This is a genomic window from Bacillus pfraonensis (assembly GCF_050768835.1).
Lineage (GTDB): Bacteria > Bacillota > Bacilli > Bacillales > Bacillaceae_G > Bacillus_A > Bacillus_A pfraonensis.
Genome location: NZ_JAHCDO010000040.1, coordinates 15636 through 30247, shown reverse-complemented (window position 1 = coordinate 30247; position 14612 = coordinate 15636). Strand labels below are relative to the sequence as shown.

The window sequence follows — 14612 nt, the reverse complement described above, 5'->3', positions numbered from 1 at the left end:
GAGATAACCCAACAAAACCAGATGGGGATAACAACGGAGATAACCCAACAAAACCAGATGGGGATAACAACGGAGATAACCCAACAAAACCAGATGGGGATAACAACGGAGATAACCCAACAAAACCAGATGGGGATAATAACGGAGATAACCCAACAAAACCAGATGGGGGTAACAACGGAGATAACCCAACAAAACCAGATGGAGACAACAACGGAGGTAATCCAACAGCGCCAACAACTTCTACTGGTGATAATCAAACTGGTTCAGAAAGAAGTGGAGATACAAAAGTAAGTGAAGATAAAGAAACAAACAAAGTAGAACGCGATCTTCCAAAAACGGGAGCAGATGTCTTCTCTACAATTGGCGCGGGACTTGCGTTTATCGGAGCAGGTGTGTTTATGCTCTTTAGAAGAAAAAAAGCAAATCGATAAAGTGAAACTTCCATCAATCGAGGCAAAGTAAAAGAGGATTACCGGTACCGGTAATCCTCTTTATTTATATCTAATTTAAGAAACTGTAACAGTTTTTTCTTTCTTCCATGAAAGTCCAAATCCTGTAAATCCAACGATAATTGTAACGATTGGACACGCTAAGCAGAAGATTGCGTATGGAACGTAATCGATTGTTGGAACGCTTAGTACGTTTGCTAAGAAGACGCCACTTACGCCCCATGGTACAAGCGGATTAATAACTGTACCAGCATCTTCTAGTACACGTGATAAATTACGACGTTTTAAACCAACTTCATCGTATTTGTTGGCGAATGCTTGTCCTGTTAATACGATTGATAAGTACTGCTCACCAAGCAAGAAATTAACGCCAATTGCTGTTGACGCAGTAGAAACAATTAAACGTGTACTTGTTTTAACAAAGTTAGAAATGATGTTCATAAGCTGTGCAATAATGCCCATTCCTTGTAGTAACCCACCCATACAAAGAGCAAGGAAAATAAGTGCAATAGACATCATCATACTTTGTAGGCCACCACGTGATAATAAGCTATCAATATCTTTTATACCTGTCTTAGATACATAACCATCTTGCATAATTTTCATTAAATCAGCAAGTGAAGTACTTGGCTTGAAAATAAAGAGGATGATAATGCCAGCTACAATGCCAGCAAGTAAAGTTGGGACAGCTGGTACCTTTTTAAAAGCAAATAAGAACAGTAATAAAATCGGAATCAGAGTGACAATCGAGATTGTTGCATTCTTTTCTAATGTACTTGTAAAAGTAGTGAAATCAACATCTCCTGTAGATCCGCTTCCTAAAATGAAAAACGCAATAAAGGCAATAATGAAAGCGGGAATCGTCGTCCAAAGCATGTTACGAATATGTTCAAATAAATCCACCCCTGTTACAGCAGGCGCTAAGTTTGTTGTATCAGATAAAGGCGACATTTTATCACCGAAGAAAGCTCCGGAAATAATGGCTCCAGCAATTAGCGCTGGATCGTATCCAAGAGCAGTGCCCATTCCCATAAAGGCAAGCCCTACTGTTGCTGCTGTTGTAAAGGCACTACCGATACTTGTTCCAACAATCGCACAAACAACAAATACTGTCGGAATGAAAATTTTAGGTGATACAAGCTCGAAACCGTATACCATTAATGTTGGAATTGTCCCAGCGGCAATCCAAACACTAATTAATACACCGACAAGTAAGAAAATAAAAATGGATGGAATACCAGCTGAAATACTACTTATCATTCCTTTTTCCATATCAGACCAAGAGATTTTTTTAATAAAGCCAAAAGCTAACAATACAATAATGCCGAATAAAATTGGGATATGTGGTGATGTTTCTAATTGAATAACGCTAAAGCCAATGCAGAAAAAGATGAAAAATGTTAAAAGAATAGATTCGATTTTTGAAACCATTGTTTGCCCCTCCTAATAATCTAAAATAGTTCTTTTTTATATAAAATTCGCCAATATTGTGTATTTCCTTCTAAAATTTAGAATTTTGTGACAAATTACCGGTAATTGTTTAGCATCATAAAAAAACGTCCCTGCATATAAATATGCAGGGACGAAAAAATCGCGGTACCACCCTAGCTTGTGAAATGAATGTAGCACAAAATAAAGGGTCGTATCATATGCACCAACAGAAAATAAAAAACGCCCCTGCAATACATGCAGGGACGAAAAAATCGCGGTACCACCCTAAATTGTGAAACAGTTTCATTTCACCACTCTGTAGAAATAACGGTCCATAACCGTCTTTCACTACTCCAAACGTTTCGTAAAAGAAGCTCCAGGGGGTAATTCATAATTCGCTCTGTACTGGTTTGCACCGACCACCAGCTCTCTGAAATCAGGAAACGAAATACTACTAAATCCTATCATCGCCGATTCATATGATGTTAGTTAAATTTTTATCACATATTTAGTTCTTATGTCAATATGTATGTGTATTATTTTTTCTGAAGAAAATAATGGGAGAATATTTTTTTAATTTCTAATTTGTGCGTTATAATGAAAATAGAAAGGAGGGGAGTGAATGAAGAAAAAATTATTTCTTTTTACAACCTTACTTATTTTAGGTGGTAGTGCTGGAATTTATACAGCATTTGCAGCATCGCCAGATCAAACGAAACAAAAGAGTGTACAAAAGGCAGAAACAAAGGAATTGGAGAAAGTCAAAGAGGAAAAGCATAGAGAGAACACAGCTGCTAAATTAGGGGTTTCTCTTGAAGGGAAAACAGAAAAAGAGATTCGCAAAGATTTAGATAAGGCTAGATTTGAGAAGCGGCATGAATTGTTAATAGAACACGCAAAACAACTTGGAATTGATACTGAAGGAAAAAAAGATGAAGAGATTATTTTGGAAATCGGAAAGATTCAACATGGCAAATAAAACGACTTATCTTATGATAAGTCGTTCTTTTTTAAGAACGTAATTACTTAAAAAAATTGACATCAATTTATTTTTAATGTTAACTATATTTATATAAAAGTTAACATTAGGGGTGACAATTGTGACTGTTAGTCGTAATACAAGTGAAAAGAAAGCTTATACATATGAAGAATTAGCCGAAAAAAACAAAGCGTATGTATGGCATCCATTTACACAAATGAAAGATTATTTAGCTGAAGATCCCGTTATCATTGAACGAGGAGAAGGTCGTAAATTATATGACGTAAATGGAAATGGTTATTGGGATGGTGTTTCATCAATTTGGCTTAATGTTCATGGACATCAAGTGCCAGAATTGGATGATGCAATTCGTAAACAGTTAAATAAGGTTGCACATTCTACTATGTTAGGGCTTGCCAATGTACCATCGATTTTACTTGCAGAAAAGGTCATTGAAGTTGTTCCAGAAGGCTTGAAAAAAGTATTTTATTCAGATTCTGGTTCTACAGCTGTTGAAATTGCAATCAAGATGGCTTTTCAATATTGGCAGCATAAAGGGAAACCTAAAAAGCAAAAGTTTATTACATTAAAAGAAGCATATCATGGAGATACAATTGGGGCTGTTTCAGTAGGAGCAATTGACTTGTTTCACCAAGTGTATAGTTCGCTCTTATTTGACGCGATAAAAATGCCATATCCATATACATATCGTTCTCCTTATGGGGATGACAAAGAAAAAATTGTTCAAAAACATTTGGACGAAATGGAAGAGTTATTAAAAGAAAAACACGATGAAATTGCAGCGATTATTGTAGAACCGTTAATGCAAGGTGCAGGCGGTATGATTACAATGCCGAAAGGGTATTTAAAAGGCCTTCGTAATTTATGTACAACTTACAATATTTTATTTATTACAGATGAGGTGGCAACGGGATTTGGGCGTACTGGAAAAATGTTTGCTTGTGAACATGAAAATGTTACACCGGATATTTTAACAGCTGGAAAAGGCTTAACAGGTGGGTATTTACCAGTAGCTATTACTGTGACAACAGATGAAATTTATGATGCTTTTTTAGGTGACTATGAAGAACAGAAAACATTTTTCCATGGTCATAGTTATACTGGCAATCCATTAGGTTGCGCAGTAGCGATTGCTAATTTAGAACTGTATGAAAAAACAAATCTAGTAAAAGATGTTGCACATAAAGCCGAATATGTAGGAAAACAATTGGAAGCACTTTATGAATACAAGCATGTTGGTGATATTCGTCAGTGCGGATTGATGGTAGGCATTGAACTTGTGAAAAATAAAGAAACGAAAGAGCCATTTGATTGGACAGAGCGAGTAGGCGTGGAAGTTTGTAAAAGGTCAAGAGAGCTAGGAATGATTATACGTCCACTTGGTAACACGATTGTATTTATGCCACCGTTAGCATCTCGGATAGATGAGATTGACGAAATGCTACGCATTTTATATCAAGCAATTGCAGATGTTACGGAGGTAGAATAATGAGCGGCTTTTTTATAACTGCAACCGATACAGAAGTTGGAAAAACAGTTGTTACAGGTGCGTTAGCAGGAGTGCTTAGAAATCGTGGATATAATATAGGTGTGTATAAACCATTGCAAAGTGGTCATGTCGATTCGAATCCAGAAGGTGATGCAGCTAGATTGAAAGTTGCATCAGGAGTAACGACAGAGACGAATAAAATTTGTCCTTATTCTATTGAAGAACCTCTTGCGCCAAGATTGGCAATGCAGCGAGCAGGAAGAACTGTGAAGCTAGCACAAATTACAGCTCATTATAGTGAGTTAATGGTAGAGTTTGATAGTTTGTTGGTAGAAGGTGCCGGTGGTCTTGCTGTTCCATATACAGAAGACGCATTAGTGGTTGATTTTGCAAAGAAATTGAAATTACCACTTATTATTGTCGCGCGTCCGGCGCTAGGTACTGTTAATCATACCGTTTTAACGATCTCTTATGCGAGAGAACATGGCTTACCAGTTGCTGGTGTTATTTTATCGGGCTGTAAAGAATGTGAGAAAGAGCGTGTACAAGAAAATAAAGAAATGATTGAGGAGTTAAGTGGTGTGCCTGTTTTAGGTTTACTACCGGAACTTCAAGAAGGATTTACACGTGAGGAACTATTAAGAGCAGCAGAAGAGAATATTATGATTTCCAATTTAGAGGAGTTTGTTAAACATGGATCAAACGTGGACTCTACACTTTCACTCTAGTTTAAATCGTCTGAAGGAGAAAGCACAATACCGACATGTAGTAGTAACTGGGCAAGCTGAAGAGCCGTGGTTGATTAGGAATGGAAAACGTATGTTGAATTTAGCTTCGAATAACTATCTCGGTTTGGCAGGAGATAAACGGTTAAAAGAAGCGTCTATTGAAGCGACAAAACAATATGGAGCAGGAGCTACGGCGTCACGGCTTGTGGTAGGAAATTACTCACTATATGAAGAGATCGAACAGAGTGTTTGTGATTGGAAAGAAACTGAAAAAGCAATCATTGTAAACAGTGGATATTCGGCAAATGTAGGTGCAATCTCTTCTTTAGTAGGGCGTCATGACATTGTTTTTAGCGATAAGTTAAATCATGCCAGCATAGTCGATGGAATTATGCTTAGTGGTGCGGATCATAAAAGATATCGACATAATGATTTGGAACATTTGGAAACATTACTGCGAACGGCGCCTATTGCAAAGAGAAAGTTGATCGTTACAGATACGGTTTTCAGCATGGATGGAGATGTTGCTCATTTAAAAGAGTTGATTATGCTGAAAGAAAAATATGGAGCGTTATTGATGATTGATGAAGCGCATGCAGGCGGAATATATGGCAGGCATGGTGCAGGTTTAGCTCACATCGAACAAGGAATTTCTCAGAAAATTGACATTCATATGGGAACGTTTAGTAAAGCGTTAGGATGTTATGGAGCTTATTTAGCAGGTGATGCAATTTGCATGGATTATATGAAAAATACGATGAGAAGCTTCATTTTCACAACAGCATTACCACCAGGGACGCTTGGTGCAATGAAACGTGCAATTGAAATTGTGAAGGAAGATGCGGGAAGACGACAGCGACTTTTAGAAAATGGAACGTATTTCCGTAATACTTTAGAGGAAGCGGGTTTTCATATTGGCGATAGTTCAACGCATATTGTTCCAGTTATTACAAAATCAAATGAAGTGGTGATGCATTTTAGCGAAAAGTTGCAGGAAGCAGGAATTGCTGCCATTGCTATCAGACCACCAACGGTTCCGCATAATAGTTCACGAATTCGATTTGCAGTTACGTCTGAACATACAAATACTGACTTGCAATGGGCTACTAGGCAGATTATTCGCATTGGGAAAGAAGAGGGGGTCTTGAGATGAAACAGCCCGAGCTTATTTTTATTCCCGGATGGGGAATGGAAAAACGAGTATGGGATTCATTACTTCCATATTTTCAAGAATATTCTGTTCGTTATGTTGAATGGCGTGGTGTAAAAGAACTTACTGATTTTGCAGGGCTTGTAGAAGAAGCAGCACAAGGGCAGGATGTAATTTTGATTGGGTGGTCACTTGGTGCATTAGCTGCTCTGCAAGTATGTAACAGAGTGCAGACAAGAGGAATGATTTTACTAGGTGGTACAGCAAAATTCACAGTGGATGAAGAGTATGAGAATGGATGGAAACTTCCTTTTGTAGAGCGGATGAAAAGAAGTTTGTTGAAACGAAAGGAAGATACATTGAAGCGCTTCTATAAAAGTATGTTTACAAAACAAGAGATAAAAGATAGGGAACAATTTGAAGGTATTGTAGCGCATTTTCAAGGTGATTCTATAGAATCTTTACAGCTTGGGCTTGATTATTTAATAGAGATGGATATGAGAAGTCAGTTAAAGCAGGTAAAGACGCCGATGTTACTTCTTCATGGAGAACAGGATGCCATATGTCCACTATCTGCTGCTCGCTATATACAAGAAAATACGAAGGGGACGCTTAAAGTAATAAGTGGGGCTGGGCATGCGCTTTGTGTAACTAATGTTGAATATTGCGCACATGAAATGATTCAGTTTGTAGAGGGGATACAAAATGATCAACAAAACGTTATTACAAAAACGATTTAATGGGGCAGCTGTATCCTATGATCAATATGCAAGTGTACAAAAAAAGATGGCGCAACAGTTGCTTTTTATAATGAAAAAACATTATCACAACATGTCGTCCATCCGTATTTTAGAGCTCGGATGTGGCACAGGTTATTTGACTGAGCAATTAGCCGTTTCTTTTCCAAATGCAGAAATTATAGCAATTGATTTTGCTGAAAGTATGATTGCTGTTGCGAAAACGAGAAATCACGTAGAATCTGTGACATTTAGATGTGAAGATATCGAACACCTTACATTAAGTGAGTCATTTGATGTCATTATCTCAAGCGCAACATTTCAATGGCTAAACGATTTGCAAACAACGCTGAAAAACTTATACCGTTATTTGTTTGAAGGTGGTTTATTGTTATTTTCAACATTTGGGGAGCAAACGTTTCAAGAACTTCATACAGCATTTCAGAGTGCTAAAGAAGAAAAAAATATACAAAGTAGTTCATCTGTTGGACAACGTTTTTTAACGAGAGAACAGTTGCAAGATGTATGTGAAAGTATAACAGGGGATGTTCATGTTTCTGAAACATGTTACATAGAGAAATTTGCTACAGTTCGTGGATTCCTACAATCAATTCGAAAAGTGGGAGCGACAAATAGCAATGTAGAATCTTACTGTCAAAGTCCTTCTATCTTTCGAACCATGCTTCGCATATACGAAAGAGATTTCACGGAAGAAGGAAAAATTGTAACAACATACCATGCTTTATTTGCGTATATTGAAAAAGAGGGGAAGAGAAGAAATGAAACAAGTACAAACAAAAACAGATTGGAAGAAAATTGCATCTGAAGTAGTAGGGGGCAGAAGTATAACGAAAGAAGAAGCTGTAGCAATTTTAGAAGCTGACGATACAGAAGTATTGGAAATTATGAACGCAGCTTATATCATTCGTCATCATTACTTTGGTAAAAAAGTGAAATTAAATATGATTATTAATACGAAATCTGGATTATGTCCAGAAGATTGTGGGTATTGCTCACAGTCTATCGTTTCAGAAGCACCAATCGATAAGTATGCATGGTTAACACAAGAAAAGATTGTAGAGGGAGCTCACGAAGCAATTCGCCGTAAAGCGGGTACATACTGCATTGTTGCATCTGGCCGTCGTCCAACGGATAAAGAAGTAAATCATGTTATTGGTGCAGTAAAAGAAATTCGAGAAACAACGGATTTAAAAATTTGCTGTTGCTTAGGGTTTTTAAATGAAGATCAAGCAGGACGCTTAGCAGAAGCAGGTGTTCATCGTTATAACCATAATTTAAACACACATGCAAATAATTACGATAGCATTTGTTCAACACATACGTATGACGATCGCGTAGATACAGTAGAAAAAGCAAAACAAGCGGGAATTTCTCCTTGTTCTGGTGCGATTTTCGGTATGGGAGAAACGAAAGAGCAGCAAGTTGAAATTGCGCTTGAATTAAAACGTATAGATGCTGATTCTATTCCATGTAACTTTCTTGTAGCTGTAAAAGGGACACCGCTTGAAGGGCAGAAAGAATTAACACCAGTGGAGTGTTTAAAAGTACTAGCGATGATGCGCTTTGTGAATCCATCAAAAGAAATCCGTATTTCTGGTGGTCGCGAAATTAATTTACGCTCTGTACAGCCAATTGGCTTATTTGCAGCAAATTCGATCTTCGTTGGTGACTATTTAACAACAGAAGGACAAGAGCCAACAGCTGACTGGGGTATGATTGAAGATTTAGGATTTGAAATAGAAGAATGTGCGCTGTAAAGATTGAAAAGAAAGCTCCTTTTGGTGCTTTCTTTTTTTGTAAACAAAATGTAATGAAATACCTTCAAGCCTTTAAAGTAGTAGCTTTTAGTAAAAAAATAAATTGTGTGGACGAATTTTCCACCCAGTAATTGTACATAGTAAAAGTGTAATTTATCTTGGGTGGAGGATCTAACATGCACAAATATATACTAGCTATTATGACTTTTTTAATTTTAGTAAAGGCAATTAGTGCTGATCCAGTTAAGGCAGCTGAGAATCCAGAACAGAAAGAAATGCAACAAAGAATTGAACAACATTTTCGAACAAAAGCTGAACATTTTGGGATTGAGACAGAGGGAAAAGACTTAAAGGAAGTGCGGAAAGAGCTTCATATTGTAGAGGAAGAAAAGAAACGGGAAAATGTGTGGAGAACCGCTCAAAATCTTCGTATTAAAACAGAAGGAAAAACGATGGAGGAATTGATAAAAGATGTAAGAAAAAAAGTGAGGAAATAAAAAAAGAGGCCGAAGCCTCTTTTTTATGCCCATTGTTTTGATAAATGAGCCATTTCAATCGCAGCCACTGCTGATTCATAGCCTTTGTTACCAGCTTTTGTACCTGCACGTTCAATGGCTTGTTCAATTGTTTCAGTCGTTAATACGCCGAAAATAACTGGGATGTCTGTTTGTAGTGATAAAGAAGCAACACCCTTTGCAACTTCATTACAAACGTAATCATAATGAGTTGTAGCACCGCGAATGACTGTTCCAAGTGTAATGACAGCATCGTATTTGCCGCTACTTGCCATTTTTTTTGCGATTAATGGAATTTCAAATGCACCTGGAACCCATGCGACATCAATATCGTTTTCTTCTACACCATGGCGCTTTAAACCGTCTAGTGCACCACCTAATAGTTTGCTTGTAATAAATTCATTAAAACGTCCAACAACAACTCCAACTTTTAATCCTGTACCAACTAAATGACCTTCGAATACCATATTTTATCTCTCCCTTTATATATTATAAACTTAGTAAGTGACCTAATTTTTCTAATTTTGTTTGTAAATATGCTTTATTTTCTTCTTTTGTTGGCATTTGCAACGGTACGCGTTCGACAACTTCTAAATCATAACCTTGCAAGCCTGCAATTTTTCTCGGATTATTCGTTAATAAGCGCAATTGCTGTAATCCTAAATCTTTTAAGATTTGGGCACCAATGCCATAATCGCGAAGATCTGCTGGAAAGCCTAACTTTTCATTTGCTTCCACAGTATCGAATCCTTCTTCTTGTAACTTGTATGCACGAAGTTTATTAAGCAGTCCAATGCCGCGGCCTTCCTGCCTCATATAAAGAAGAATACCTTTTCCTTCCCGCTCAATTTGAGCGAGGGCAGCATGAAGCTGTGGACCACAGTCACAGCGGCATGAACCGAAAACATCGCCAGTTAAGCATTCAGAATGCACACGAACGAGAACAGGATCGCCAGTAGAAATGTCTCCTTTTACGAGAGCGATATGTTCTTTTTGATCAAGCGAATTGGAATAACCGATTGCATGAAATGTACCAAAATCTGTCGGTAATGTAATTTCAACTTCCCTTGTTACGAGCGTTTCGTGATGGCGACGATAAGCGATTAAATCTTCAATCGTAATCATTTTTATATCAAATTGTTCTGCCACTTGTACTAAATCAGGAACACGTGCCATCGTGCCGTCTTCTTTTATAATTTCACAAATGACCCCTGCTGGTTCCGCGCCACATAATTTTGCTAAATCAACCGCTGCTTCCGTATGGCCAGCGCGGCGTAGAACGCCGCCTTCTTTCGCGATTAAAGGAAAGATATGACCTGGGCGGTTAAAATCTGTGCCTTTTGATGCTGGATTTAATAACTCGCGTACAGTTGTCGCACGCTCGTAAGCGCTAATACCTGTTGTTGTAGAAATGTGGTCGATACTTACTGTGAACGCCGTATGATGGGAATCTGTATTATGAGAAACCATAGGTTCTAGCTGTAAGCGGTCTGCATATTGCTCTGTAATCGGTACACAAACAAGACCACGGCCATGTGTAATCATAAAATTAATTGTTTCAGGTGTAATGTTCTCTGCTAAAGCGATGAAATCTCCTTCGTTTTCACGGCTTTCATCATCACATACGATAATGACTTTTCCTTGTTTTAAATCTTCTAGTGCTTCTTCAATACGATGAAACATTGTGCTTCCCCCTTATAGAAATCCGTTTTCTTGTAAAAAGCTTTCTGTAACTGAACTGCTCTGTTTCTTGGGATTTGAAATAAAGCGCTCAATATATTTTCCAACCATGTCACATTCAATGTTTACGATGTCTCCAGCTACTTTTTCACCGATAATAGATTCGCTTACAGTGTGCGGAATAAGTGAAATGGTAATGGAAGATTCATCTATATCAAATATCGTTAAGCTTGTTCCATCAATAGCTACTGATCCTTTGTGTAAACAATAACGGAGCAAATTATTTGGAATTTCAATTTTGTAATATATTGCATTATAGTGCTGTTTTTTACTTACAATGGTTCCAATTCCATCAATATGTCCTGTGACGAAATGTCCACCAAAGCGCCCATTTGCAGCCATTGCCCGTTCTAGATTTACTTTAGAACGGGTCCCAAGCATACGTAGTGATGTTGCTCGCATCGTTTCAGGCATGGCATCAACAGTAAACGAAGACGCTGTAAAAGAAGTGACGGTTAAGCAGATGCCATTTACAGCAATACTGTCTCCTAGTTTTACGTCTGATAAAATTGTATTTGCTGTGATTGTCAGCTTCATTGCTTCTCCGCTTTGCCTTATATTCGAAACAGTTCCAAGCTCTTCTACAATTCCTGTAAACATGCAGGCACCTCATTTCGCACTGTAGCGACGATTTTTATATCATCGCCAATTTGTTTCATCTCTTGAATTTGTAAGGAAAGTGCATCTTGTAGTTTGCTAAAGCCGGTGCCACCAAACATAGTTGGGGCATCTTTTCCACCGATTAATTTAGGGCTTATATAAGTTACAATTTCATTAAAACACTTTGTTTCTAAAAAGCTCGCGTGCACTGATTGTCCTCCTTCAACAAAGAGAGAAAGAATTTGTTTCTCACCGAGAAGGAGGAGAAACTCGCGTATTTCAATTTGGCTCGTCTTCATTTGAAATATGGATATCCCTTGAGATTCATATATTGCTATTTTTTCTTCATTTACATTTTTTCCAACAATAATCCATGTTGGTGCTATCCCGTCAGTAATAACATGAGAGGACAACGGCGTTCGTAAATGTGTATCTAAAATAATTCGAATCGGATGTTTACCCCCGTTTGGAAGACGTGTTGTTAAAGAGGGATTATCAGTTATAACAGTATTCACTCCTACAAGGATGGCATCGTGCGTACGACGATATTGATGCACATCTTGGCGAGCAACTTCACCTGTAATCCATTTGCTTTCTCCAGTAGTAGTAGCTATTTTTCCATCTAAACTCATCGCTGTTTTTATTGTTACAAACGGTAGTTTTGTTTTCATATAGTGGAAAAAGTATCGGTTTAATCGGATTGCTTCTTCTTCAAGAACACCGGTAGTTACGCTAATACCAGCTTTTTGTAAACGTTTTGCACCGTTACCTGAAACGAGCGGATTGCAATCGAGTGTAGCGATTACTACATGCTTCACTTCTTTTTCAATGAGTAGATCACAGCATGGTGGAGTTTTTCCGAAATGGCTACATGGTTCTAGTGTTACGTATACAGTGGATCCTTTTGCTTTTTCGCCAGCCATACGAAGCGCATGGACTTCAGCATGCTCCTCACCTGCGCGTAGATGCGCTCCTATTCCTACGATGTTTCCATCCTTTACAACAACAGCACCGACCATTGGATTTGGACTTGTTTGCCCTGTAGTACTTTGTGCTAACTGTAAGGCAATCCTCATATATTCTTGATCAGTCATTCTTTTCACCTCTCCTAAGAAAAATCAAAAAACCCCCAAGGATAATAGTATCCTTGGGGGTTGGGAGACGTGATTTCTAGAAATATAGTTCGAATACGAAAGTATAGGAAAGAAACCTAACGATGATTGATATTTTTGCACGAGAAAAAACCTAGCAAACTATCAATTTTTTATACGCTAGTCGTATCTTTTTATTTCAGCATAGAAAAATAGGTATATGAAAGAAAACATATACACTGATTCAAAACGAATCAGTAAAAATGTGTACGCCAAAATAAAAGTGTATTCGCTATATAAGCACTAGAAAACATATCCTTCTCCCATCCAGACTATACTGTCGGCCCTAGAATCTCACTAGATCCACCGTTTCAAAGCTTAGAAACGGGTCACGGACTTAGAAGTGTGCACTTCATCACCGCCGGTTGGGAATTTCACCCGACCCCGAAGGATGTTGTTTGCTCACATTATAGCACAAAAAAGAAAAAAGGATAGTAAAAAATATTCGAATGTGAAGAATTGTATGAAAATGAAGGGTGAAATAAAGTTTGTTATACTATATAAAAAGAAAAACTAATCGACACTTTTCTTTTTTGCAGGAGAGAGCGTCCGATTATGGATAGAGGCGGTCGATGCTTTTTTCGTCCCATGCCGAAAATGAGTAGAGGTCTGTTTTGGTTTTCATAGTCGCAGCTTATAGGTTGGAGAATTAAAATGAATATATAGTATGGGAAAGATTTCAGTACATACCATAAATGAGGTGGAGATATGAAATATATTGCAGTAGGAATCGGTGGTATTGTTGGGACTTTAGCACGGTATGGATTAGAGCAATGGATTGGTACTCCTTCAGTTGACTCTTTTCCGCTAGCAACATGGCTGGCGAATATGAGTGGTAGTTTTTTCTTAGCGTTTTTAACGATGTATGTATTTCGTATGAAACATGTTTCACAAATGATAATGAATAGCGTTGGAACAGGAATGATCGGCTCTTTTACTACTTTCTCAACATTCAGTATAGAGACATTGGAACTAATGCAACATGAAGCATTCTTTATGGCGTTTTATTATGTAAGTACGAGTATAGTTGGAGGATTGCTCTTATCTTTATTTGGATTTTACCTTGGAAATGCATTATATGAAAAAAGTATGAAGAAAGAAGGAGCACGATGAATGTTTTGCTTGTAGGAATTGGTGGTTTTTTCGGAGCTATTGCTAGATTTTCTATTAGTAGTGCAATGAAAGAAAAGTATGGAAGTTTATTTCCATATGGAACATTATTTGTAAATGTAGTAGGCTCATTCTTATTGGGTCTATTGTACGGAGTTTATATAAATCGTACGTGGTTATTATTATGTGGAACAGGGTTTATGGGGGCATTTACGACCTTTTCAACATGTAAGCTTGAAATTATTCAATTGATACATAAGCGTGAGGGACAAAAGGCGCTATTATATGTCGTAATGAGTTATATGCTAGGCATTTTTTCTGCACTGATAGGTTTTTATATAGGACATTTATAAGAAGCATGCACAAATCATTTGTGCGTGCTTCTCATATTATTATTCTTCTTTTGGTGCTCGAACGATAGATTCGAATTTTCCCTTATGCGAAGCATCGCAATAAGGCATGTTTTTTGATAACCCACAGCGACATAAAGAAAATGCAGGTTTTGCCGGGAAAGCATTCCCTTGTGAGTCGATTAGTTCCACATCCCCTGTAATGCGAAACGAACCATTATCATTCACTTTAATTTGTACTTTAGCCAACAGTATCCCTCCTTCCAAAACGCTTATGTTCATCATATAATTACAGGAAGCGCTTGACAATAAAAACAGTACTTTGTATGTAGAAGAAGAGAGTGTTATAATAACGTTTATAGTTGACATATAGTAAGGTGA

Annotated in this window: 17 protein-coding genes, 1 riboswitch and 1 other annotated feature; of the genes, 11 read left to right on the top strand and 6 right to left on the bottom strand. The window is 37.6% G+C overall.

Translation table 11 applies throughout. The features are described 5' to 3' along the window. Nucleotides 1–434 (top strand): LPXTG cell wall anchor domain-containing protein (locus KFD70_RS25750; RefSeq protein WP_431613461.1); only part of this gene is annotated, 434 nt, incomplete at its 5' end. A gap of 75 nt (nt 435–509) precedes the next feature. On the opposite strand, the gene nhaC is transcribed toward KFD70_RS25750, so the two are convergent. Continuing rightward, nucleotides 510–1883, bottom strand: a complete 1374-nt coding sequence (gene nhaC, locus KFD70_RS25745) for a Na+/H+ antiporter NhaC (protein WP_336454219.1) — start codon at nt 1881–1883, stop codon at nt 510–512. Between the two features lie 256 nt (nt 1884–2139). After that, nucleotides 2140–2360, bottom strand: a binding site (T-box leader). A gap of 145 nt (nt 2361–2505) precedes the next feature. On the opposite strand from nhaC, the gene KFD70_RS25740 reads away from it, so the two are divergent. The 8 genes from KFD70_RS25740 (at nt 2506) to KFD70_RS25705 (ending at nt 9262) form a co-directional block, all read left to right on the top strand. Then, the gene (locus tag KFD70_RS25740) at nt 2506–2862 is read left to right on the top strand and encodes a hypothetical protein (RefSeq protein WP_336454218.1); all 357 of its coding nucleotides are present in this window, start codon (nt 2506–2508) and stop codon (nt 2860–2862) included. Nucleotides 2863–2983: 121 nt separating this feature from the next. Next, complete coding sequence (bioA, locus tag KFD70_RS25735) at nt 2984–4372, top strand: adenosylmethionine--8-amino-7-oxononanoate transaminase (RefSeq protein WP_336454217.1); 1389 nt, start codon at nt 2984–2986, stop codon at nt 4370–4372. Then, the gene (bioD, locus tag KFD70_RS25730; protein ID WP_336454216.1) at nt 4372–5100 is read left to right on the top strand and encodes a dethiobiotin synthase; all 729 of its coding nucleotides are present in this window, start codon (nt 4372–4374) and stop codon (nt 5098–5100) included. The genes bioA and bioD overlap by 1 nt, the downstream gene beginning before the upstream one ends. Beyond that, on the top strand, nt 5066–6253 hold the full coding sequence (gene bioF, locus KFD70_RS25725) for an 8-amino-7-oxononanoate synthase (RefSeq protein ID WP_336454215.1): 1188 nt from the start codon (nt 5066–5068) through the stop codon (nt 6251–6253). The genes bioD and bioF overlap by 35 nt, the downstream gene beginning before the upstream one ends. Further along, a complete protein-coding gene (locus KFD70_RS25720) occupies nt 6250–6990 on the top strand; it encodes an alpha/beta fold hydrolase (RefSeq protein ID WP_336454214.1) in 741 nt (246 codons plus the stop codon). Before bioF ends, KFD70_RS25720 begins: the two co-directional genes overlap by 4 nt. Then, the gene (gene bioC, locus KFD70_RS25715) at nt 6956–7813 is read left to right on the top strand and encodes a malonyl-ACP O-methyltransferase BioC (RefSeq protein ID WP_336454213.1); all 858 of its coding nucleotides are present in this window, start codon (nt 6956–6958) and stop codon (nt 7811–7813) included. Before KFD70_RS25720 ends, bioC begins: the two co-directional genes overlap by 35 nt. Continuing rightward, nucleotides 7767–8765, top strand: a complete 999-nt coding sequence (bioB, locus tag KFD70_RS25710; protein WP_336454212.1) for a biotin synthase BioB — start codon at nt 7767–7769, stop codon at nt 8763–8765. The genes bioC and bioB overlap by 47 nt, the downstream gene beginning before the upstream one ends. Nucleotides 8766–8941: 176 nt before the next feature. Next, nucleotides 8942–9262: a hypothetical protein gene (locus KFD70_RS25705; protein ID WP_336454211.1), complete on the top strand. Its 321-nt coding sequence runs from the start codon at nt 8942–8944 to the stop codon at nt 9260–9262. A 23-nt stretch (nt 9263–9285) separates the two neighbouring features. On the opposite strand, the gene ribH is transcribed toward KFD70_RS25705, so the two are convergent. The 4 genes from ribH to ribD are packed head-to-tail and all read right to left on the bottom strand — an operon-like array spanning nt 9286 to nt 12714. After that, the gene (gene ribH, locus KFD70_RS25700) at nt 9286–9747 is read right to left on the bottom strand and encodes a 6,7-dimethyl-8-ribityllumazine synthase (protein ID WP_000230897.1); all 462 of its coding nucleotides are present in this window, start codon (nt 9745–9747) and stop codon (nt 9286–9288) included. Between the two features lie 22 nt (nt 9748–9769). Next, entirely contained in the window at nt 9770–10963 is a 1194-nt protein-coding gene (locus tag KFD70_RS25695) for a bifunctional 3,4-dihydroxy-2-butanone-4-phosphate synthase/GTP cyclohydrolase II (RefSeq protein WP_336454210.1), read from the bottom strand. Nucleotides 10964–10975: 12 nt separating this feature from the next. Further along, complete coding sequence (ribE, locus tag KFD70_RS25690) at nt 10976–11620, bottom strand: riboflavin synthase (RefSeq protein WP_336454209.1); 645 nt, start codon at nt 11618–11620, stop codon at nt 10976–10978. Next, nucleotides 11602–12714 (bottom strand): bifunctional diaminohydroxyphosphoribosylaminopyrimidine deaminase/5-amino-6-(5-phosphoribosylamino)uracil reductase RibD, encoded by a 1113-nt coding sequence (ribD, locus tag KFD70_RS25685; RefSeq protein ID WP_336454208.1) that lies wholly within the window; start codon nt 12712–12714, stop codon nt 11602–11604. The genes ribE and ribD overlap by 19 nt, the downstream gene beginning before the upstream one ends. A gap of 308 nt (nt 12715–13022) precedes the next feature. Further along, nucleotides 13023–13167, bottom strand: a riboswitch (FMN riboswitch). 312 nt (nt 13168–13479) lie between these two features. Between ribD and KFD70_RS25680 the strand changes: the two genes are divergently transcribed. Then, complete coding sequence (locus KFD70_RS25680; protein WP_336454207.1) at nt 13480–13884, top strand: fluoride efflux transporter FluC; 405 nt, start codon at nt 13480–13482, stop codon at nt 13882–13884. Beyond that, on the top strand, nt 13881–14234 hold the full coding sequence (gene crcB / locus KFD70_RS25675) for a fluoride efflux transporter CrcB (protein ID WP_336454206.1): 354 nt from the start codon (nt 13881–13883) through the stop codon (nt 14232–14234). Before KFD70_RS25680 ends, crcB begins: the two co-directional genes overlap by 4 nt. 39 nt (nt 14235–14273) lie before the next feature. On the opposite strand, the gene KFD70_RS25670 is transcribed toward crcB, so the two are convergent. Continuing rightward, on the bottom strand, nt 14274–14516 hold the full coding sequence (locus KFD70_RS25670) for a CDGSH iron-sulfur domain-containing protein (protein WP_336454205.1): 243 nt from the start codon (nt 14514–14516) through the stop codon (nt 14274–14276). Between the last annotated feature and the right edge of the window lie 96 nt (nt 14517–14612).